This window comes from Neomoorella carbonis (assembly GCF_045278715.1).
Lineage (GTDB): Bacteria > Bacillota > DSM-521 > Neomoorellales > Neomoorellaceae > Neomoorella > Neomoorella carbonis.
Genome location: NZ_CP136420.1, coordinates 2,284,419 through 2,305,357 on the forward strand (window position 1 = coordinate 2,284,419; position 20,939 = coordinate 2,305,357).

Consider the following 20,939-nt stretch of genomic DNA (forward strand, 5'->3'; position numbering starts at 1 on the left):
ACCAGGCCGGGATCAGTGGTTACGGCAATATTCTTCCACTGCAGTTACAATGGCTTTCAGGTTGGCATTTGGGGTCCGGAGAGGTACGGCGCACTCCGGAGCAATAATCTCGATACCGGCTTCAATGTTCGCGATTACCTCCCGGCGCACATCCTCGGGTGTACCGTTGAAAAGGGTGACCGGGTTGTTAATGCTGCCGGCCAGGGAGATACGGCCGGCGACAATCTCATGGGCCTGGCGGGGATTGACCTTGGAGTCAAAATGGAAACAGGTAAACCCAGCCCGGGCGATATAATCCAGGCGGTCGGTGGTATTGCCGCAGATATGCAGAATGGTTGGGCCGTTAATCTGCTTCGTCATCTCTTGGTGCACTGGCAGGAGAAAGTCGCGGTAACAGGCGCCGCTCACCAGATCGCCGGTGGCGTGGTCGGCCACCGTCACCACATCAGCCCCGGCGGCAAACTGAGCGTTGGCGAACATGACACTGAGGCCTTTGAGTTTATCCAGGAAACGGCGTACTTTATCGGGTTCCAGGATGGTTTTTATGAGGAAGTTCTGGGTACCGTGCAAATGATAGGATAGGGTCCAGGGACCCATAACCTTCCCAACCAGACAGACATGGTCGCCGTACTCTTTTTTCAGAATCCTCAAAGCATCCAGCACGGTACGGATGGAAGGTCTCTCCAGGAAATCGGGAGGAATAATAATGTCCTCCGGTTCTTCGTAAGGGTTTTCCAGGACATCGGGCATGGAATCAACTTCGCCCCAGCTCATCTTTAGGCCAAAGGCCGCCGCTTCCTGCTGGACACTGAAGTAGGGGGCGATAGTGTCGAACCCCAGGATCTCATGGCCGGTAGCGGCCAGGGTGGCCATCTTTTCCGCATCCAGGTGGACGTCTGGGAAATAGGCACCGCAAGCCTCCATGGATTCCACGGTGGCTACAGAAGTGGGGTTACCTACAGGGATGCGATCCACCCACTGGCGATTTAAAGCACGCAGGACACGTTCTTTGGGGCTCATGGTACCCAAAGTTCTCACCTCTATAGTTTTAGTTAGACATAGAAACATTTCCCTGGACTACATCCTGGCGATCCTTTACAATCGAAGCCGCTATTAAACCGGCAATAGCGCAGATAGCGATGAAGGTCCAAGCGTAAGTATAAGAGACACCAGTTGTGGTTTTAACGATCAGTCGGCTCATAATAAGGGGAGCAAAGGCGGCTCCAAAGTAAGCTACTCCAGTGACAAAACCCAGAGCACGCCCGTACATTTCCGGGCTGAAAACGTCCGCCGGCCAGGCTAGAATTGGGCCCCAGATCATATTGGCAAAAAAGCCGGCCCCGGCCAGGATTAACATTAATCCCATATGGCTGATACCCGGGCGCGCCAGAGCCAGGAGTAAAATAAAGGGGAAAGTCCCTAGAAATGAAAGGATAATCATCGGCCGGCGGCGGCCATTAAACAATTTATCGGAAATGCGGGAGCTCAAGAAAGCTCCAATAACGCCGGCGGCAAAATAAATAGAGGCCCATGCACCCATTGCTGTTAACTTAAATTTGAAGACCTCACTCAGATAACTTGGTGACCAGGTAACAATTCCCCAGAAGGTCATCTGGCAGGCCAGGTAGGAAAGCACTACTGCGATAAAACTTTTATTGAGCAGTATGTTCCGTAGAGGGATTTGGGCTTTTTTTGCTTCCTGGGCTAGGTGCTCCCGCTTAATTCCCGCATCTTTTAAGATTCCACTTTCCAGCTCATCAGCATAACTCTCTTTTACCTCACTGTCACTTAACCAGCGGACCTGTTCCGGGCGATCATAAATAAGAAGCATAACAATAACCAGGGGTACCAGCCCGAAAAGACCTAACCAAACAAAAACAGGCCGCCAGTCGTTGAAATAAGAAGCCAGAAAAGTGGTCAAGATGGGGGCCCAGGCCGGTGTAATAATCCAGGACCAGGAAAGCACTCCCTGGGCTTGCGCCCGCTCCCGCTTTGGGAACCACCGTGCAATCAGGCGTGCACTGGGTACAAACTCCGTACCGACAAAAATACCAAACAACGCATTACGGATATACCATTCAGTAACATTTTGCATATATGCCATATAAATAGTAAATAGGCTCCAGGTTACAAGTGAGAATACAAGTACTTTTTTCGGGCCAAAGCGGTCGCAAAGAAAACCTGAAAGTATTTGGGTCGGACCGTAAAAAATCATTAATAAGAACATGGCGTTACCAACGTCGCTATAACTCAACTGTAAGCTCTGGCTGATTAGGGGAACTAGTACCGTCGTTTTAACCCTATCAAGGTATTGAATGCTATAAGCAAAGAAAACTATCGCTGCTACCAGATACCGATAACGCCACTTGCTTGTAGAGGATGAAACAGGTTGACTCATATATACCCTCCTTCCTTTGTTTTGACACCCCTCTCAGTGGCGCATGTAATTATCCTTACCTCCTCTCTCGCGCCAGTTTTCTGATTTGGGACTAAATACAATTTCTTTTTCTTTATTAAAAAACCTACATCTATTATGCACATATTTGGAGGCACTTACTTTTTCCTGATAAGCAAAAAGCACAAGTATACAATAACCATCTTTTAATAATGAAAAAACAATCTAGAGTTGGGCTCAAAAACCATTCGCCCAGCATTAAGTTTGACCGGGTGTACAAGACGCATAAGTGAATGAACTGGTATTGATCCGAAAGTCCTGTATGAGTTCCGTACATCAACTTTGTACCCGGATTCAAAGAAAAAAGCGATAAACAGAGGGATTATTACCCTTGCTGGCAGTTCATGGCGCTGGAGTTGCTTAATGCACCTTTTACTTTTCCCTTTTTCGACGCTATAATAAAAAAGTCATACTTTTTAGCACCGAATTCCCGCAATAACGGGAAACGGGGGATAATTTTTGGGGTGAAGAGCCTCCTGGCTCCGGGCTAACTCTCGGTCCGAACCCGGCAACTAACCTCGTAGGTGTGGAGAGAGTGAGGTCCAAGAAAATTGAAGAAGTGGGGTAAATACTGCCTGACCACCGCCCTGGCCGGTTCTTTTATTTTCGCAGCCGCCGGGGTGGCCCTGGCCCAGCCCTATGAAGTAAAAAGGGGCGATACCTTGTGGGCCCTGGCCCGCCGTTACGGTGTTACCGTAGAACAGATCCAGGCGGCCAACAACCTTCATTCTTCGTTAATTTTAGTTGGACAGGTCCTGGAAATTCCCGCGGCCCATCCTTCCCCCGCGGCAGAACGCCGGGATACCTCCTCTGCCTCCCGCGGGCAAGAAACCAGCACTGCCATCACGGGCAAACGAGTGGCCACCATCGCCCGTAAATATATTGGTGTCCCCTACCGCTGGGCGGGGACAAGCCCCAGCGGGTTTGACTGTTCTGGTTTTACCTGGTATGTTTTCCGGCAGGTGGGTATTGATTTGCCCCGTACCGCTTCCGACCAGGCCACCAGTGGCAGGCAGGTCGATAAGGATAGTCTCCAGGTGGGCGACCTGGTATTTTTCGATACCAATGGTAAGGGTATTAGCCACGTTGGCATTTACCTGGGTGATGGCAAGTTCATCAGCGCCTCCAGTTCCCGGGGGGTAGCTATTGATAACATTGATGACCCCTACTACTGGGGACGGCGCTACCGCGGCGCCCGGCGGGTGATATAAGAAAGCAATAAAAAAAGCACGCTACTTTTAGACGGAGCGTGCTTTTAAAATATTGGCTTTAAACCCGCCTGCTTGCAAAGTTCATTGGCTGTAATCCGGTCCAGCGTGCGGTGCCTTTTAACAGGTACCGTTTTTATACCATTGGTATAGATTGAATGGTTAGCACCTTCCCGTAGTAAATAAAAACCATTTGCCTCAAAGTAACGAATCAAGTCCCGACGTTTTATAGACACTGCTAAAACTCCACCGGCACCTGTTCTAATAATGCGCCTCCAGGGGGAATTTCTTTCTTTTGCTGGCGATAGGCCAGAATCATCTCCCGAAGGGCATCCTTAAGCATTTCTCTACATTCTTCCAGGGTTTTCCCTTCAGTTATTACCTCAGGCCACTCGACCAGTTGCCCCAGGTAACCTGAACTGATCTTTGTATAACGTGCCGTATAGTTGCTGAGCATAAATAACCCCCCTTACCAAACCCTCATTATAAAGTATAACTCACCGCTCCTGGCCTTAGCAATTTTTTACCTACTCCCACTCTATGGTCGCCGGCGGCTTGGAGGTGATGTCGTAAACCACCCGGTTAACGTGGCGCACCTCGTTGACGATGCGGGAAGAGATGCGCTCCAGCAATTCGTAAGGCAACCGCGCCCAGTCGGCTGTCATGGCATCGTCGCTGGTCACGGCCCGGACGACGATGGGGTAGGCATAGGTACGCTCGTCGCCCATAACACCCACGCTTTTCATAGAGGGCAAAACAGCAAATGACTGCCAGATTTCCCGGTAGAGCCCGGCCCGCCGGATCTCTTCGGTTACAATGGCATCCGCCTGGCGTAAAATCGCCAACTTTTCCGGTGTAACCTCCCCCAGAATACGGATGGCCAGTCCCGGCCCGGGGAAGGGCTGGCGCCAGACTATTTCCTCGGGCAGGCCCAGTTCCTCCCCCACCCGGCGCACCTCGTCTTTGAATAAAAGCCGCAGCGGTTCGATTAGCTCCAGCTCCATGTCTTCCGGCAGGCCGCCGACGTTATGGTGGCTTTTGATAACGGCCGCCGTTTCGGTGCCGCTTTCGATGACGTCAGGATATAAGGTTCCCTGGACCAGGAAATCCACTTTCCCCAGTTTCCTGGCCTCCTCTTCAAAGACGCGGATAAACTCGTGGCCGATAATCTTACGCTTAGCTTCCGGGTCGGTTACTCCTGCCAGTTTAGCCAGGAAACGCTCACCGGCGTCGACATAGATCAGGTTCACCTGCAGGGCCTGGCCAAAGGTCTTTTGCACCTGCTCCGCCTCCCCCTGGCGCAGAAGGCCATGATTGACAAAGACGCAGGTTAAACGGTCGCCCACGGCCCGGTGCACCAGGGCCGCGGCTACGGAAGAATCTACGCCGCCGCTCAGGGCGCAGAGGACGCGGCCGTCACCCACCCGCTCGCGGATAGCCGCTACCTGCTCCTCGATAAAGGAGCTGACCGACCAGTCACCGCGGCAGCCGCACACCTGGAAGAGGAAACGGCGGAGCATCTCCTGGCCCAGGGGCGTGTGCTTGACTTCCGGGTGAAACTGGACGCCGTAAAGCCGGCGCCCCGGGTCGCTCATGGCTGCCACCGGCGTGTAGGCCGAGCGGGCCGTTACCTGGAAGCCCGGCGGCGGGGCACTGATATAGTCGCCGTGGCTCATCCAGCACTGCATGTTCCGGGGTAACCCGGCAAAGAGGATGTCGTCAGTCGTTACTTCAAGCTCGGTCTTACCGTATTCCCGCCCTGCGGCTGCCTCCACCCGGCCCCCCAGGTCGTGGGCCATGAGCTGCATGCCATAGCATATGCCTAAAATGGGGATGCCGCTCTCATATAGAGCCCGGTCAATGCGGGGCGCCCCCGGGCTGTAAACGCTGGCCGGCCCGCCGGAAAAGACAATACCTTTGGGCCGCCGGGCCAGGATCTCATCCAGGGGCGTATTAAAGGGGATCATTTCCGAGTAAACCCCGGCTTCGCGGATGCGCCGTGCAATCAACTGGTTGTACTGGCCGCCGAAGTCCAGGACCAGGACTATTTCCGCAGGTTGCTTGTTTTCTCGCATCATCTACCACCCCTTTTCATTTCTGCCGGGCGTAAACCTCCGGTTTTAAAACGCAGATGTCCGGCAAATGGCGGTATTTCTGGGCATAATCAAGGCCGTAACCAACAACAAAATAATCCGGGATGGAAAAGCCGCTGTAATCGACATGGACATCCACCAGCCGCCGCTCGGGCTTGTCCAGAATAGTGCAGGAGCGCACACTTAAAGGTTTGCGGGCTTTTAAATTTTCCAGCAGGTATTTTAAAGTCAGGCCGGTATCAACAATATCCTCCACAATCAGGAGGTGCTTATCTTCCACCGGCACTTCCAGGTCCTTCAAGATGCGCACTGCTCCCGACGTGGTGGTCCCGGCGCCGTAACTGGAAACGGCCATAAAATCGAGCTGTAGGGGAATGGTAATCTCCCGCACCAGGTCGGCGAGGAAAATAATCGCCCCTTTGAGGATTCCCACCACCAGCAGGTCCTTGCCGGCATAATCGCGGCTAATGGCTGCGCCCATTTCTTTAACCCGTTTTTTTATCTCAGCGGCGCTGACCAGGACTTCAGCAATGTCATCCTGCAAAAATAATTCCTCCCCCGAAATAAAAGTAAGATGTTACCTTCACCCCGGCAAACTTCCTCCACCGGCCTCTATTAATATACCTCTTGACAGTTTACCATAACCTTGTTATCTTCGCTGTATAACGGCAAAATCCTTCTGGCCGTCCGAATTTGGCGCCAAAGGAGTGAGCTACCGGTGTTTCCTGGCACCAGTACATTAGAAAAAAGGGCGCGCCAGGTCCTGGGAGTCAGTCCCGAGGCCGGCGCCCAGGCAATAAAAAAGGCGTACCGCCGTCTGGCCCGGCAGTACCACCCCGATAGTCACCCGGATGATAAGGTAACTATTGAAAAATTTGTGCTGATCACCGAGGCCTATGAATACCTTCTGCGCCATAAACTGCCCGGACGCAATTCCCTGTTAGCAGCCGGCCTTACCCTGGAAAGTGAAGATCCGGAGGAACGGTACGCTCGCTGGTGGATGGAGCATTTTCGGGAGTTTTTCTAAAGGACCGGGAACTTTTTGTAGTATTTTACCATGGTCTTTTATCAGATATCTTTATTCCACCATCAGGCCGCCACAGAGGGTCCCGGTAATTTCACCGTGCGGGTTCTTGATTGGTACAGCTATCGTTACAATTAATTTGCCGGTTATTGCTGATATGTACACTTTAGAAACAAAGGGCTTGCCGGAAATGGCTTCCCTAAACCAGGTGCGGAAGGAAAAGTCTTTAACCTTTGAGGTAGTATTGGTGTTAAATATTACCCGCCCTTCTCGATCAGCACTTATCAAAGCTTCAAAAACAGGATGGCGGTTATAATACTCTTGCAGTGCCTCCTCATGCTGGCGGATATCCATGGTTACTATCCGTTTATCTGCAGCGACCTTCTGCAAATAAGCCAGGGCCTCCTGGACCCGGCCGCTAATATTTTCATCCAGTTCACCTTCGCCGCCGCTCCTGGCAACAATTTGCTGTAACTGCCCGGCCATCTCCTGCAGCCTCCGGCCGGTGCCGGCAAGCTCATCCAGGGAGGCCGATTGTTCTTCCATCCCGGCGGCACATTCTTCGGCCGCAGCCGCGGTATTCTGGGAAATCATGGCCACCTCACCGGCTAGAGCCTTGATTTTATTCTCCTGGTCCTGCTGGGAAGTCGCCGCGGTAAGAATAGTATCCATTGCTTTTTCAGCCTCAATCATGGCCTGGCTGGTGGCAGCGAGGGATTCCCTGGCCGCCCGGCCGGTTGCCAGGTTTTGGGCGGCGGCACTGCTGGCGGCTTCAATCTGACCGCTGATGGCCTCTATTTCCCCGGCGATAATCGTTATCACCCCGTTAATTTCCTCCGCCGCCCGGGCCGAACTCTCGGCCAGTTTCCGCACTTCTTCGGCCACCACGGCAAAACCTCGCCCCTGTTCCCCGGCCCGGGCCGCTTCAATAGCCGCATTTAAAGCTAAAAGGTTTGTCTGGGCCGCAATATTCCCCACAAGCTCGATAATCGCCGTAATCTGCCGGGCCTGTTGCTGCAGTTCCTTAATCCTGCCACTGGCCAGCTGATTGGTGCTGGCAGTATTCTCGATATGTTCAAGAAGAGTATGTAAAACACCGCCCAGAGAATCCAAACTCTTCCTGGTGTCCCGGAAAAGGTGGGCCGCTTGCCTTGCTGTGGCGATGGTTTTTTGCCCTTGTTCCACACCTTCCTCTGAAGCTTTAAGAACAATTCCCGCCGCCTGGGCCTGTTTATCGGCGCCGCTGGCCATACTCTCCACTGCCTTAGATATTTCACCGGCAGCCAGTTTAATGTTGTCGAGCCCTCCGGCCAGCTGGGTGGCGCAGAGGTTTAATTGTTCCCCGGCGGCATAAAACCTGCCTAACACCTGGCGGTATTGCCAGAGCAGTTCCTTGACGGCTGTCACCAGGGCCTGGATTTCCCGTCCTCCCCGGAGCGGTTCCTCCCAGGCAAGCTGCCCGCTGGAAATTTTCTTGATGCTTTCACCCAGGGTAATAAGAGGCTTTTTAAACCGGCAGTGATAGGTATAATAAAGATAGCCAAAGAATATTAGATTAAGACCAATAACCACAGGGAAATAGCCCCGGCTCAGCGGGGCTTTAATTAAGACACTTAACCACAGAAAAATACTTACCAGGGTGATAGCAAGTATACTTCTTTCCATGTCAAGCACACCCTCCAACCTTCCTGGCCACGTAGGGCATCAGCCCCCCGGCGGCAATGAGTTCTTGCATAAAGGACGGGAAGGGCGCCACCTGGTAGGTTTCGCCTTTAGTCAGGTTCACAATTTCGCCCTTCTCGGCGTCAATCTTTACTTCATCCCCGGCGGCTATCCCTGCTGCCGCGGCCGGGGACTCAAAGATGGGCAGGCCGATGTTGATGGCGTTGCGGTAGAAAATGCGGGCAAAGGAGGCGGCGATGACCGCCGCCACCCCGGCGGCTTTGATGGCCACCGGCGCGTGCTCCCGGGAACTGCCGCAGCCGAAGTTTTTCCCGGCCACGATAATCTCCCCTTTTTGCACCCGCCCGGCAAAGGTGGGGTCGGCGTCCTCCATGCAGTGGCGGGCGAGTTCTTCGGGGTCGGAGGTATTCAGGTAACGGGCCGGAATGATGGCGTCGGTGTCGATGTCGTTGCCGAAGGTGTGGCATTTACCCTGGATAATCATTTTACTACCTCCTCAGGGGCGGCGATGCGCCCTTTAACGGCGCTGGCGGCGGCTACGGCCGGGCCGGCGAGATAGACTTCGCTTTCCGGATGGCCCATGCGGCCTACGAAGTTGCGGTTGGTGGTGGCCAGGGCCCGTTCGCCTTGGGCCAGGATCCCCATGTGCCCGCCCAGGCAGGGGCCGCAGGTGGGCGTGGATACGGCGGCGCCAGCTTCGATAAAGGTTCCTATCAACCCTTCGGCCAGGGCTTCCGCGTAGATCTGCTGGGTCCCGGGTATGATGATGAGCCTTACTTCGGGATGGACCTTTTGCCCTTTGAGAAGCTGCGCCGCCACCCGCAGGTCCTCCAGGCGGCCGTTGGTGCAGCTGCCGATGACTACCTGGTCGATTTTGATCTCTCCTATTTCTTTTACGCTCCGGGCGTTCTCGGGCAGGTGGGGCAGCGCTACCTGGGGCTCGATGCTGGATACGTCGATGTCTATTTCCCGGGCATATCTGGCGTCGGGGTCGCTCTGGTAGATGCGGTAGTCCCTTTGCAGCCGGCCCCGGATGTATGCTATGGTCTTTTCGTCCACCGGGAAGATGCCGTTCTTGGCCCCGGCTTCGATGGCCATGTTGGCCATGGTGAAGCGGCCGTCCATGGAAAGTTCGGCTATGGCTTCGCCGGTGAATTCCATGGCCATATAGCGGGCGCCGTCGACGCCGATTTGTCCTATGGTGTAGAGGATGAGGTCTTTGCCGCCGACCCAGGGCTTAAGCTTCCCGTGGTAGCGGAAGAGGATGGTCTCGGGTACTTTAAACCACAGCTCGCCGGTGGCCATGGCGGCGGCGAGGTCCGTGGAGCCGACGCCGGTGGCGAAGGCCCCTAGTGCCCCGTAGGTGCAGGTGTGGGAGTCGGCCCCTATGACCAGGTCCCCGGGGCCGACCAGGCCCGCCTCGGGCAGCAGGCAGTGCTCGATGCCCATGCGGCCGATTTCGAAGTAGTGGATGAGCCCCTGCTCCCGGGCGAAATCGCGCAAGATTTTCGCCTGCTCGGCGGACTTGATGTCCTTGGCCGGGGTGAAGTGGTCGGGCACCAGGACAACCCTTTCCGGGTCGAAGACCTTTTTTATCCCCAGCTGCTTGAATTCTTTTATGGCCAGGGGGGCGGTGATGTCGTTCCCCAGGGCCAGGTCTATCCTGGCGTTGATGAGCTGGCCCGGCTCCACCTTCTCTAAGCCGGCGTGGGCGGCCAGGATCTTCTCGGTGATGGTCATGCCCATTTGCTTAATCCCTCTCTATATTATTAATGACAGCAGCCGTTGGTGGCGTATTTTTTTTCGAGTTCTTTAATTTCCGGCAGGCCGATAAGCTTGTTGAACTCGCTAAAAGGCAACATTTGTTCTAAAAAATTCCTGGTAGTACCGCTGGCCTTCAAATTAGCCATAAGATCAATTAAGGCTTTGGCGGCTGTATAAACCGATGCTGTGGGGAAAATAACCAGTTTGTAGCCCAGTTCTTCCAGTTCTTTTACCGTCAGAAGCGGGGTACGACCGCCTTCTACCATATTGGCCAGGACCGGTACTTTAAAAGAAGAGCAGATCTGTTTCATTTCATCCACAGTTTCCGGCGATTCGATGAAGAGTACGTCGGCACCGGCGGCTTCGTAGGCCTTGCCCCGGGCGATGGCCTCTTCCAGTCCCCTGCTGGTCCGGGCGTCCGTCCGGGCGATAATTACCAGGTCGGGGTCGCGCCTGGCTGCCACTGCGGCTTTGATTTTACTCACCATTTCTTCCACAGGTACCACCTGGCGATCGAGCATATGGCCGCATTTCTTTGGTGAAACCTGGTCCTCCAGTTGGATGGCCGCCGCTCCGGCCTTCTCATATTCCCGGACCGTACGCATGGTGTTAATGGCGTTGCCAAAGCCGGTATCGGCATCGGCAATAACCGGTATGTCGACGGCTGCCGCAGTATTATGGAGCCTGGTTACCATTTCCGTCATGGTAAGCAGCCCCACATCGGGCTGGCCCAGGTGGCTGGCTGCCTGGCCGTAGCCGGTGAAGTAGACGGCTTCAAAGCCTGCCTGTTGAATAATTTTAGCCGCCAGTACATCATGGGCACCCGGTGCTACTAGAATCTGTTTCCTGTTTAATAGCTGCCGTAGCTTGGTTGTAGGTCGCATCGTTGCTTCCTCTCCCTTAATGTTCTTGAGATAAACCGAAATACTGCTTGGCAAAACGGAGGGTTTCGTAGGGGTAGCGGGAGGCCAGGAGACCCAGGGAATAAAGTAAATAGTGGCGATCAATGATAATCTCCGGTTCTTCAGGTAAAAGGGATATACCTCTGTTGGCCAGGGCCCCCCACACAATCGCCCTGGCTTCTTCCTCCGGCAGGGCCGTAAAAATCCCCCCCACCGCAATGATATATTTAACTGGCCGCAGGTCCCGGCCCATGGGCGTACCGGGAGCGATGCCCATCACCGGGTTATACTCCTGGCTTAAGTGCCCGGCATGGCGTTTCAAGGCTGTTTCTACGGCTGCTATGGCCAGGCCCCGGTCAAAACAACGCTCTTTTTCGTTCCCGGCCAGGGTCTCCGTCTGGCCTTCCACCCGGTTGCAATAGGCCAGAAGTTCCTGCTCCATCTCTTCGGTAACCGGAAGTTTGGCCCGGAGTAAAACCTGGCGCGGTCCTACTGTTTCTACAATACCCCGACAGCTGACCCGCAGGCCCAGGTTTCCTTCCACCGTCCGGTAGGCCACCTGTTTTTCATTGGTCAGGATGAGCCCCCTTTCTTCCAGGGGAAGGCCTTCTAACTGGGGGATAACAGAATGGACATCCGTAGTCGCCCCGCCCAGGTCAATAACTACCAGGCTCCCCAGTCCTTTTTCTTCATAATAGCCGCGGGCCAGCAGTTCGGCCCCCATGAGGACGGCCCCGGGTGTAGGAATCACTTTGCCCCCGGGAACCAGGCCCTCCAGGTAACGCAGTCCCGGCGCTCGGGTAATCTGGCGGATAAACTCCCCGTGAATGGCCTCCCTGGCCGGCTGGACCCGCAATTCGTGGATGGTGGGCATGACGTTGGCCACCCGCCGGTGCCTGACCCCGGCGGCTGCCAGAATCTCGGCCGCCCGGGCCTGGGCCTGGCTATTACCGGCAATAATAACCACTGCCGGGAGCTTTAAATCCGCCAGGAGGCGGGCATTCTGCCATAAGGCCTCAGTATCGCCGCCGTCGGTGCCCCCGGTAAGGAGAACAATGTCCGGCTTGATCTCCAGCAGGACCTCCCGGCGATAGGCCGGGGTATCCTCTTCGGAAAGGACCTCCAGGACCCTGGCCCCGGCGTTCATGGCCACCTCCAGGGCAGCCTTGGCCGTCACCCGCGGCATATAGCCGATGGCCACCATCCGTAAGCCCCCGGCGGCACTGCTGGAAGCCAAAACCTGTTGGCCCGCCAGGTCTTGCAACCTGGGGCCTCCCGGTAAACCTTCCAGGGCCTTCTCCAGCCCCACGCGGATATCCTGGACCGTCGTCGGCGCCTGGGCGCGGGCCAGCCATTGTAAACGGCCGGCTTCCAGCCGGTAAGCATTAACCTTGGTAAAAGTGCTGCCGACATCAAAGGCTTTTATTTCCATAACTTCTTATCCCTCAGGCCTGGATTTTTTCCGGGACGACATAAACATAACCATCCATCAGCCGTCGCGCCGTGCGGCCGACGGCCGCCCGCGTAAGGGTTACCTCATTTCCCTGGACGGCGGCTGCCACTTCAATGGTAATAACACCCGCCGGATGGCCGATGCGTATCTCGCCCTCATGGCGGCGGGAAACTTCATTGACGATGGTCCCGGGAATGGCGGCGGCGGCCCCAGTACAGGTGGTGCCGGTGCCGGCATAGGTTTTATGCATTACCTGCATGAACATCAGCCGGGAAACAAAGTCAACGTCTTCGGCCCGGATCAATTTCTGGTCGGTAAAACTGCGGTAATCCCTGGGCGGGGCGACGAAGGCCAGCATGGGGAAGGCCGGGATGCGCCGGCTGGCGTCTTCCGGAGTTGCGGCCAGGCCCATGGCGCAAGCCCCCGCAGCGCGGATTTTCTCCAGCAACGCCAGGAGGTCGGGCCGGCTGTCAACCTCGGCCGGGGATTCCGTCCCCGTAAGTCCTAGATCACTTGCCCGGACAAAGACCATGGGATTGGCCGCATCTACCAGGGAGACCTCTAGACGGCCGTAACCGGGGACATCCAGGACATCGACCGGCCGCCCCGTCGGTAAAAGCCTGCCGGTGGCCGCCCCGGCCGTCCCGGCAAAGTCAAGCATGATTTTCGCACCCGTTCCGGGAACCCCGTCGATTTGATAATCCCCCGTTACCCTGGCTTTACCGTTTTGGACCGGCACCTCGGCGACGATAATCTTACCGGTGTTGGTATTGTGAATACGGACGTAAGTTACCGGTTCCTGAGCGCGAACCAGGCCCTCGTCAATGGCAAAAGGACCTACAGCCGCCGAGATATTGCCGCAGTTGCCGGAGTAGTCGATCAACGGCTCCTTGATGCTTACCTGGCCGAAGGTATAATCAACATCGGCGTCAGGCCTGGAGGAAGGGCCAATGATGGCCAGTTTGCTGGTCAGGGGATCGGCCCCGCCCAGGCCGTCAATCTGGCGCACATCAGGGCTGCCGAAAATAGCCAGGATCATCCGGTCCCTTAAAACCCGATCGCGGGGCAAATCATTTTCATGTAAAAATATGCCCTTGCTGGTCCCCCCGCGTAAGATGGCACAGCGCACGCGCAGCATCTCACTCATTATCCATGACCTCCTTCAAATGGGCCCGGACCCAGGTTACCGGTTCCTGGGGATCGGTCCCCGGTCCGAAAAAGGCGTCCACCCCGATAAAAGCCGGTCCCTCAGCTTTGATCTTTGCTTCCAGTTCGGCGTGATCTTCCTCTTTTTCGGCGATCCGCCCGCCGGCTATTACCAGGACTTTATCCCTCAATCCCAGTTCCTTCAAGCGCTTATCCAGGCGGGGGAACAGGGTGATACCCAGGCCCAGGAGGTTGCTCACGCCGACTACCTGCGCCTTGCTCTCGGCAACTACTTCCGCCACCGTCTCCGGTAAATTCATGCCCCGCATGTAGATCACTTCAAAGCCGGCCTGCTGGAAAGCCTCCCGGACCAGGTTAATACCTATAACGTGGGCATCGGCCCCCACTGTGGCCAGGACAACTTTAGCTTTTTCCGTAACCGGCGGTTCCGGGGTAATAGAAACTTCCTCCCTGGTAAAATCAAGATATTTAGGATCGATCATGGCCGGCCCGTAGCCGGGCACGTAACGGCGAATGCCGTCCCGGTCGCGGTGGGTTTTGACGGCCCGTTTCAAATCCCAGCCCCCGGCCCGGGGAGCGTCCAGTATTCCCTGTTTGCCGGCTGCTACAATCTTTTCGATTAGCTCATCCGGTTCATAGCGGCGCCAGAAGGCGGCCGTTATATCCTCAGGTGCGGGCAGGGATTTTAAGCCCAGGGTAGCCGCCAGGATGGCCATGGCCTCAGTTAAAATGATTTCTTCCCGCCGGTCGATGGCCGGGTCGTTAATGGTGATGGAAGCCATGTTTTCAAAGATGTTCTGGGTGGCCCAGATGGCATGGCCCATGGATTTTCCTGTAGGAATGCCGACCGATTCCGCCGCCTTGGGCCGGTAGAAATTGGCCCCGCCAAGCCTGGCCGCGATGGCCATCCGGGCGAAGTGCCCCTGCTCGGCGATTAAATCCGGGGGCGGGTTCTGGAAAGTCTCCGGCACGACGATAAGGGCTTCGCTCCACATAACCCGCCGGAAGGCGCGGATAGCAGCCAGGTCGGCCAAGAGGTTGATGCCGGCGACGTTCATTTGCAGGGCGCTCAGTTCCGGCGGTAAACCGGCCAGGACGGCCAGGCCTTCCGCCAGGAGGCAGCCCGCCAGGCCGGCACCGTCGGTGCCGCCGATATTGTTCAGGTGCTTGTGGGACTCTATCTGAACATAGATATTGTTTTCAGCGCAAATTTCCAGGGCCTTAAAGCCATTTTTTACTTTGGTTTTATAATCGTGGATGCCCCTGCCGCCAAAGTGGACGTGGATGACCGGCCCTATATCCGTCCCGTCAAAACCGGCAATAAAGGCATTCAAAATGGATAGGTGCGGCGTATCGCCGGTTGCGTTAATGCGTATGGGGTGAACGGCGCCCCCGCCCATCTGAACAAATTCCCGCTCCCCTTTCGGAGTAATGCCGCCTTTTCCCCGCGACTGCTCGATCAACTCCGCCCCGTCCAGGGGATCGATATGGCGGGTAGCCTCGGAATGGACAAAGTGGAAGAGCTTGATGCCCAGTTGATCGGCAATGGCATACATGTCCCGGGACTGCTCCATGGTCTCGGCCGCGGTATTGCGTCCCAGGATGGGATTCTGGACCGGTATCCCGGTCCGGGCGGCCTGGCGCGCCAGTTCGGTCAGGCGGTGCCCGCCCCGGACCACGCCGGCCACCTCTCGTGGATAAGGCGCCGGTAGACCCTTAACGGAACCGTCAGGACCTACGTCAGGCATGGTAACGTCAAAAATCCTGGCATAGGCCCGCACTCTATCAATATCTTCGCAAATAATCTTCTGGGTTCTTTCTTGCATAGCCTTCGCTCCCGTTTGTAATTACTTAAGGAACAATATCAATACCCAATTTTCTAGCAGCCGCCAGGGCCGCTTCCCGGGAAGGGACGGCGTCAATCAAGGCCAGGCGGCCGCCCCCGCGGTTACGGGCATCAACCATGACCCGGCCCGCGCTGGTCTCTAGCGTCACCCGCTGGAGCTGCGGTTCCCGGGCTTCTTTAATCTCTACTTCAATACCTAACCGGGGGAGTTCTTCCATTACGCGACGGTAGCTCTGGCTGTCGGCCGTGCTGGAACCGTAGATAGCTCCCATTAGAATGCCGGGCACGTTGATTGCCCGCCGGGCAAAAAGCTCCGGGTAGAGTTCAATAATCACTTTTTTAATCTCGCCCTGCGCTAACGCATGGGCTATCCGGGCGGTATTGGTGGGAGAACCGACGGCCTGGCTGCTACCGCCCACTACTACCTCGCCAAAGGGTTCGGTAACGGGATTGGCCAGCTCGGCCAGCCGGCTGACTTCCTCCCGGGCCCGGGTGGCAATGGTTGCCTGCCTTTGTCTTTCTTCTTCTTTGACCTGCTCCTCAATATAACGGTCCACCCTGGGATCGCTTTTAAAATAGGCTTCCATATAACTTATAACTTCCGGTACTATATATTGCGCTGATACCTGGTGAGCCCTGGCAGCCAGGGCCAGCATTACATCAACGGGAACATTGACCGGTATCGAGGTCTTGAGGGCCAGCCCGGCGGCCAGCTGCCCCAGCATCAGCGCCCCGCCGATATGGGTGGCGCACAGACCCGGGACCATTACCCTGGGAGTGCAGGGTACACTTATGGTTGGCGACAGGGCCAGGACTATAGCCCGCTCCACTTCCCGCGGGCCGCCCCCGGCCAGTTCCACCAGGGCCGCGGCCGTACCGCTGGCGCCGGCGCCCAGACCCTCCATGTTACATCCGGTAGTCGTCTTGCCGGCCCGGAAAAAAGTACCGACCCGGAGCATTACAGCCACAGCCGGCCATACCTCTTCCCGCGGGTATGCCTCCAACATGGCCGCCGTCAGGCCGCTGAAGACACAGGCGTCACCGGTTCCGGCGCAGGGGGCCAGGCCCACCAGGTGGTTGCCCACCTGGGCCGCCAGGGTAAGGCTAACGGCCCGGTCGAGGAAAGCATCGCCGGTAATTTGGCCCGGTTGCCGGGTTAGCTCATGGCCGACCCGGCCCAAAAGAAAGCTCTGGCTGTCCCGGTCCATCCCCAGCCGGACGGCTTCCAGGTTGTGGTCAAAGGCTTTCTCTATCCTGGCCAGCACTTCCTCCGGGGTAAGGTGCTGGCAAAAGCAGGCTTCGGCCACCACTGCTTCGCCCACCCTGGCTGTACATACCTCCGCCAGGTGAAAAAGGTCGCCAAGGGTCAAGGGTGCCGTTGGCTGTGTGCGGCTGGCTAAACAGTCTACCAGGACCTGAATTTTATCCCTGCGGATCATAACGTACTTCCGCTCCCGTCGCTTCTTCCCAGACCTTGATGACGGCGGCTATATCCTGGCCCCCCAGGCCCCGGGCCCGGGCCAGGGCGAATACCTGGCGCGCCAGGCTGCCGAGCATTAGGGGGACATCATTTTCCCTGGCGGTCTGCAGGGCCAGGTCCAGGTCCTTGGCCTGGAGGTCGATGGCAAAACCCGGCTCGAAGCGGCCCGGCAGGATAAAATTGGGGACCTTGGCCTTGAAGGCGTAACTCTGGCCGGAGCTGTTGCCGATAATCTCCAGCATAACTTCCGGTTTCAGGCCTGCTTTAATTCCTAGCACCAGGGCCTCGGCCACTGCGGCCATATTAATTCCCAGCAGTAGGTTGTTGACTATTTTCACGGCGTCCCCGGCGCCGACATCGCCGACGTGGTAGATCTTCTCACCCATGCACTCCAGGATCGGCTTGACTTTCAAAAAATCCTCCCTGGAGCCGCCTGCCATGATTGTCAGTTTACCAGCCGCGGCTCCCGTGACACCTCCCGATACCGGGGCGTCCAGGTAGGCTACCTGCTTTTGGGCGGCCAGGGCCGCCATCTTGCGGCTGTCACCGGGACCGACACTGCTCATGTCAACGACCACCAGTCCCGGCCGCGCACCGGCTAGGACACCGTTTTCTCCCGTCATGACGCTGGCAACAATGGCGGCGTTGGGCAACATGGTGATTAAAACCTCTACCTGCCCGGCCACTGCCGCCGGTGTTGCGCCTGCTCGGGCTCCCGCTTTTACTAATTCGTCGACGGCTGCCGGGATTACGTCATTAACTACCAGTTCGTGACCCTTTTTGATCAGGTTCAGTGCCATGTGCCGGCCCATGTTACCCAGGCCGATAAAACCCACACGCATTGCCGTTCCTCCTCACCGTTCCCCTTTAGCGAGGGGCGGCAGGTTTCCCTGCCGCCTGCTTAAAGACTTACCTCAAGCCATCTTCACCCTTTATTTCTTCTTTCTTTAGACCACCGATGCGTGGCAGGGGCCGGCCCGCATCGGTGACCACAAGGGCCACCAGGATTTCGTCAGCCCGGGGCGCATCCGTGACCCTCACTTCCATGGCGTCGTAGTGGCTGCGGACAAAGGCGGCATTTTTAAAATGCAGGGGGACGTCGATGGGCGTGCCCATGCCGCCCCGTTTCTTGGCCGAGGGGATGATGGCCTTGCCTTCAAAGACGGCCGCCCGGAAGGGTTTGCCGAGTTTGGGATGCAGAATGGCGGCCGCATGTTCCAGTTCCCCGTTCTCGCCGACAATGGCGGCTTTGCCGTAACTCTCGACTTCCTTGGGGTCAATTCCCAGGGCGGCTACTGCTCTCTGGCCCAGCAAACCGCCCAGTTCTTCGCCGATATCCATTAATTCCGTCAGGTCTTCCTGGTATCTGCCGGCAAAGGGGTTCTTAATCACGGCAACAGCCGCTGCCTTGCGAACCGGTTTGGCCAGGCTTTTCTCCCCTTCAATCAAGGTTTCTTCAACAATGGTGACCAGTTTGCGGATTTCCATTAGCAATACCCCCTGATAACGATTTATTTAATTGGATGGACCAGGCCCTCCGGGTACTGGCGCATGAAACCGTTCAGGTATACTACCGCCCCCAGGAGGACCCCGGCCTCTACCAATCGCCGCCCTGTTTCTATTCCCCTTTCCAGGGCTGCGGTCCGTAATTCTTCCGGCAGGGGACCGACGGCCGTGGTCACCAGGAGTTCCGGGATATCGGTGTCCGGGTCAAGCTCCCGCGCCGGCCGGCGCTGGATCAACGGGGTATCTACATTCACCGCGTTTCCCAGGACGGTGGCACAGGCGTCGGCAACCGCCGCCGAAGAAGCGACAGCCACGGCCGCATCGGCAATGCCCAGGGTAAAGCTGCGCCCGCCCCGGCCGCTGGTGGCCACGCCGCCGATACGATCTCCCGCTCTAATGTCCAGGTAATGGGTTGGCGGCGCCCCCAGGCGCGGGGCGATGCCGACCCGGGTCTTCTCACCCCTGCTGAGACGGATGGCGATATCGCCGCCGTTATTGACCAGGACTTTGGTCGCCCCCTGTTTTACCAGGTAATCGCCAACCAGTTCCGCCATGGTACCGGCGACCGCTGCCATGGGGGTAAGATCCGGATCCCCTGCGGTTTTAACGGCGGCATACATCCTGTCCAGGACCCGCGGCCAGCCTCCGGGATTGGTAAGCAGGGGCCAGGGCTTCCGGGCGATGGGCAGGTAGCGTTTTAAATCCTCCAGCCATTCTGTTACCAGTCCTTCCAGCCGGTGCCATTCCCGTCCCAGAGGCTGCCCCCGGCGTTCAGCCATAATGCTCATCTGCACCGGGCCTATATCCAGCAGAGCGCGAAAGGGGTCCAGCAATTGGAACATTAATCCCTGACCCCGGCTACAACTTCTTCCACAGGGCGCAGGCGGTGTAAGTGGCCGCCTATACGCTCATAGGTGCTCTTCAACATGGTATATTCCACCGGAGCCACCGTAGCCGGCGTCGGCACCCAGTAAAAGGCCTCCGGGGCAGCCACCTTTTCCACATCCACCATGAAATTGATGCCGCCACCGGGCAGGAGCATGGCCGGCGCTCCCCCTATGGTCAGTTTTATTTCACCCCGGTGGACGGCCCTGGTAAGCTCTACCGGCAATGTAGTCACCCCGGCCCGGGCCGAACCGCCGGTACCGCCGACGTACAGGGCCGAGACCCTGGCTTCCTCGCAGTTGGAAGCGATAAGCTCGATTACCCTGCGCACCTCCGGTGTAAGGGGTATCTCCCGGACATCCCCGTCAGGCTGTACCTCAAACAGAGCTGCCTTACGGGCCGTAGTTTCGGTGACGAGGATGCGCATCCCCGGCCTGGCGACATTCATATCAACGGCTTTGATGGCCTGGCGGGGATCGGTAATGGCCGTACCTCCCCAACCATTGCCGGGATCGCCGAAATATCGACCGCGGGTGCTCTTGCGCCCGGCCGGGATGACGCCGCTATAGGTCATCCCCACCTCCTGGCCGGCCAGGTGCTCGGAAAAGAGGCCGATAATATGGTGGTCAAGGATAATGGCTTCATCCACAACCCCTTTCAGGTCGCGGGCAAAAAGGCCGATGGTGGCGCTGCCACACCCCACCCGCATGGTGGTATCCTCCTGGCCGTCGATCACCGGGCGGTGGCCCACCTGAAGTTCTAATGTGCTGCCATTTTCAACCTTCAGAACAACCCGCCGGCCGTTGGCCAGGTCGACAATCGTCCGGGCGGCCATAAAACCCGATTTGCCTGTTAAGAGATTGGCGCCGCCGATATAGAGCATTTTTGAGCCGTATTCCTCGGTATCGACCATGCCCACTACCTGACCTTCACGGCGGACCCTGGCACCTTCCTCGCCAATATGAAAGTTGGTATCGATCTTGACCTTAATACCGCTATAACTTAAAGGAGCTTCCGTAACTACGGTTACAACCTCGATGCCGCCCCGCTGGCCCTGGACGATATAGGGTGCCGGGCGCGGGCAGGGATACTCGGTTCCGGCACCGATGGCCGTGATTAAGGGCCATTCTATTTCCGGTGGCGGCAGGGTGGGTTTAGGTACGCTGGTTACCAGCGGCCGGTTGCGGACCAGTTGCCCTTTAATATTGGTATAACGGCGGCAGGCGCCGGTAAAACCCTCCTGAACCTGGCACTGGACCGGACAGTGGCTGCAGGTGACACTCCCGGCCGGGGGTTTAGCCTCTTTCTGCGCCGCTCCCCGGTTGCAGACCCGGGTGCAAATGCCGCAGGAAGAGCAACCCGCGCCGATGTTAGCCTTTTTCCCTTCAATGGTAATACACCCCAGGGGGCAATTCCGGGCACAGAGGCCGCATCCGTTACATAATTCCAGGTCAATCCTGACCATCATCCAGG

19 protein-coding genes, 1 pseudogene and 1 riboswitch are annotated in these 20,939 nt (G+C 56.9%); of the genes and pseudogenes, 2 read left to right on the forward strand and 18 right to left on the reverse strand.

Annotated elements, in window-relative coordinates:
- Positions 1–12: 12 nt before the first annotated feature.
- Positions 13–1,020 carry an MtaA/CmuA family methyltransferase gene (locus MCACP_RS11665; RefSeq protein ID WP_406678749.1) on the reverse strand — a complete coding sequence of 336 codons (1,008 nt, stop codon included), beginning with the start codon at positions 1,018–1,020 and terminating at the stop codon, positions 13–15.
- A gap of 28 nt (positions 1,021–1,048) precedes the next feature.
- Complete coding sequence (locus tag MCACP_RS11670; protein WP_406676914.1) at positions 1,049–2,398, reverse strand: MFS transporter; 1,350 nt, start codon at positions 2,396–2,398, stop codon at positions 1,049–1,051.
- Between the two features lie 467 nt (positions 2,399–2,865).
- Positions 2,866–2,996, forward strand: a riboswitch (cyclic di-AMP (ydaO/yuaA leader).
- Between the two features lie 10 nt (positions 2,997–3,006).
- Here MCACP_RS11670 and MCACP_RS11675 point away from each other — a divergent pair.
- Positions 3,007–3,666: a C40 family peptidase gene (locus tag MCACP_RS11675; protein ID WP_406676915.1), complete on the forward strand. Its 660-nt coding sequence runs from the start codon at positions 3,007–3,009 to the stop codon at positions 3,664–3,666.
- A gap of 44 nt (positions 3,667–3,710) precedes the next feature.
- Here MCACP_RS11675 and MCACP_RS11680 read toward each other — a convergent pair whose 3' ends face one another.
- The 4 genes from MCACP_RS11680 to hpt all read right to left on the reverse strand — a co-directional run bounded on the left by MCACP_RS11680 (position 3,711) and on the right by hpt (position 6,300).
- Entirely contained in the window at positions 3,711–3,899 is a 189-nt protein-coding gene (locus tag MCACP_RS11680) for a type II toxin-antitoxin system HicA family toxin (protein WP_062280059.1), read from the reverse strand.
- A gap of 2 nt (positions 3,900–3,901) precedes the next feature.
- Positions 3,902–4,120 (reverse strand): type II toxin-antitoxin system HicB family antitoxin, encoded by a 219-nt coding sequence (locus tag MCACP_RS11685; protein WP_062280062.1) that lies wholly within the window; start codon positions 4,118–4,120, stop codon positions 3,902–3,904.
- Between the two features lie 70 nt (positions 4,121–4,190).
- Entirely contained in the window at positions 4,191–5,741 is a 1,551-nt protein-coding gene (gene guaA, locus MCACP_RS11690; RefSeq protein WP_406676916.1) for a glutamine-hydrolyzing GMP synthase, read from the reverse strand.
- Positions 5,742–5,754: 13 nt separating this feature from the next.
- On the reverse strand, positions 5,755–6,300 hold the full coding sequence (gene hpt / locus MCACP_RS11695) for a hypoxanthine phosphoribosyltransferase (RefSeq protein WP_406676917.1): 546 nt from the start codon (positions 6,298–6,300) through the stop codon (positions 5,755–5,757).
- 174 nt (positions 6,301–6,474) lie between these two features.
- Here hpt and MCACP_RS11700 point away from each other — a divergent pair.
- Positions 6,475–6,663, forward strand: a pseudogene (locus MCACP_RS11700) (J domain-containing protein); the annotation flags it as partial.
- Positions 6,664–6,834: 171 nt separating this feature from the next.
- On the opposite strand, the gene MCACP_RS11705 reads toward MCACP_RS11700, so the two are convergent.
- The 12 genes from MCACP_RS11705 to MCACP_RS11760 form a co-directional block, all read right to left on the reverse strand.
- Positions 6,835–8,445 (reverse strand): methyl-accepting chemotaxis protein, encoded by a 1,611-nt coding sequence (locus MCACP_RS11705; RefSeq protein ID WP_406676919.1) that lies wholly within the window; start codon positions 8,443–8,445, stop codon positions 6,835–6,837.
- Position 8,446: 1 nt separating this feature from the next.
- Complete coding sequence (locus MCACP_RS11710; RefSeq protein ID WP_406676920.1) at positions 8,447–8,947, reverse strand: 3-isopropylmalate dehydratase small subunit; 501 nt, start codon at positions 8,945–8,947, stop codon at positions 8,447–8,449.
- Positions 8,944–10,209, reverse strand: coding sequence for a 3-isopropylmalate dehydratase large subunit (gene leuC, locus MCACP_RS11715; protein WP_406676921.1), 1,266 nt, complete (start codon positions 10,207–10,209; stop codon positions 8,944–8,946). The genes MCACP_RS11710 and leuC overlap by 4 nt, the downstream gene beginning before the upstream one ends.
- A 23-nt stretch (positions 10,210–10,232) precedes the next feature.
- Positions 10,233–11,111, reverse strand: a complete 879-nt coding sequence (locus MCACP_RS11720) for an isocitrate lyase/PEP mutase family protein (protein WP_406676922.1) — start codon at positions 11,109–11,111, stop codon at positions 10,233–10,235.
- Between the two features lie 16 nt (positions 11,112–11,127).
- Positions 11,128–12,561, reverse strand: a complete 1,434-nt coding sequence (locus MCACP_RS11725; protein WP_406676923.1) for a glutamate mutase L — start codon at positions 12,559–12,561, stop codon at positions 11,128–11,130.
- Positions 12,562–12,574: 13 nt separating this feature from the next.
- On the reverse strand, positions 12,575–13,729 hold the full coding sequence (locus MCACP_RS11730) for a 2-methylaconitate cis-trans isomerase PrpF family protein (RefSeq protein ID WP_406676924.1): 1,155 nt from the start codon (positions 13,727–13,729) through the stop codon (positions 12,575–12,577).
- Positions 13,722–15,575: a cobalamin-dependent protein gene (locus tag MCACP_RS11735; protein WP_406676926.1), complete on the reverse strand. Its 1,854-nt coding sequence runs from the start codon at positions 15,573–15,575 to the stop codon at positions 13,722–13,724. Before MCACP_RS11735 ends, MCACP_RS11730 begins: the two co-directional genes overlap by 8 nt.
- Positions 15,576–15,600: 25 nt before the next feature.
- On the reverse strand, positions 15,601–17,034 hold the full coding sequence (locus MCACP_RS11740) for an L-serine ammonia-lyase, iron-sulfur-dependent, subunit alpha (protein ID WP_406676927.1): 1,434 nt from the start codon (positions 17,032–17,034) through the stop codon (positions 15,601–15,603).
- Positions 17,018–17,917, reverse strand: coding sequence for an NAD(P)-dependent oxidoreductase (locus MCACP_RS11745; protein WP_406676928.1), 900 nt, complete (start codon positions 17,915–17,917; stop codon positions 17,018–17,020). The genes MCACP_RS11740 and MCACP_RS11745 overlap by 17 nt, the downstream gene beginning before the upstream one ends.
- A gap of 67 nt (positions 17,918–17,984) precedes the next feature.
- A complete protein-coding gene (locus MCACP_RS11750; RefSeq protein WP_156271775.1) occupies positions 17,985–18,563 on the reverse strand; it encodes an amino acid synthesis family protein in 579 nt (192 codons plus the stop codon).
- Positions 18,564–18,586: 23 nt separating this feature from the next.
- Positions 18,587–19,423, reverse strand: a complete 837-nt coding sequence (locus MCACP_RS11755; RefSeq protein ID WP_406676929.1) for a UPF0280 family protein — start codon at positions 19,421–19,423, stop codon at positions 18,587–18,589.
- Positions 19,423–20,931, reverse strand: a complete 1,509-nt coding sequence (locus MCACP_RS11760; protein WP_406678750.1) for a DUF362 domain-containing protein — start codon at positions 20,929–20,931, stop codon at positions 19,423–19,425. Before MCACP_RS11760 ends, MCACP_RS11755 begins: the two co-directional genes overlap by 1 nt.
- Between the last annotated feature and the right edge of the window lie 8 nt (positions 20,932–20,939).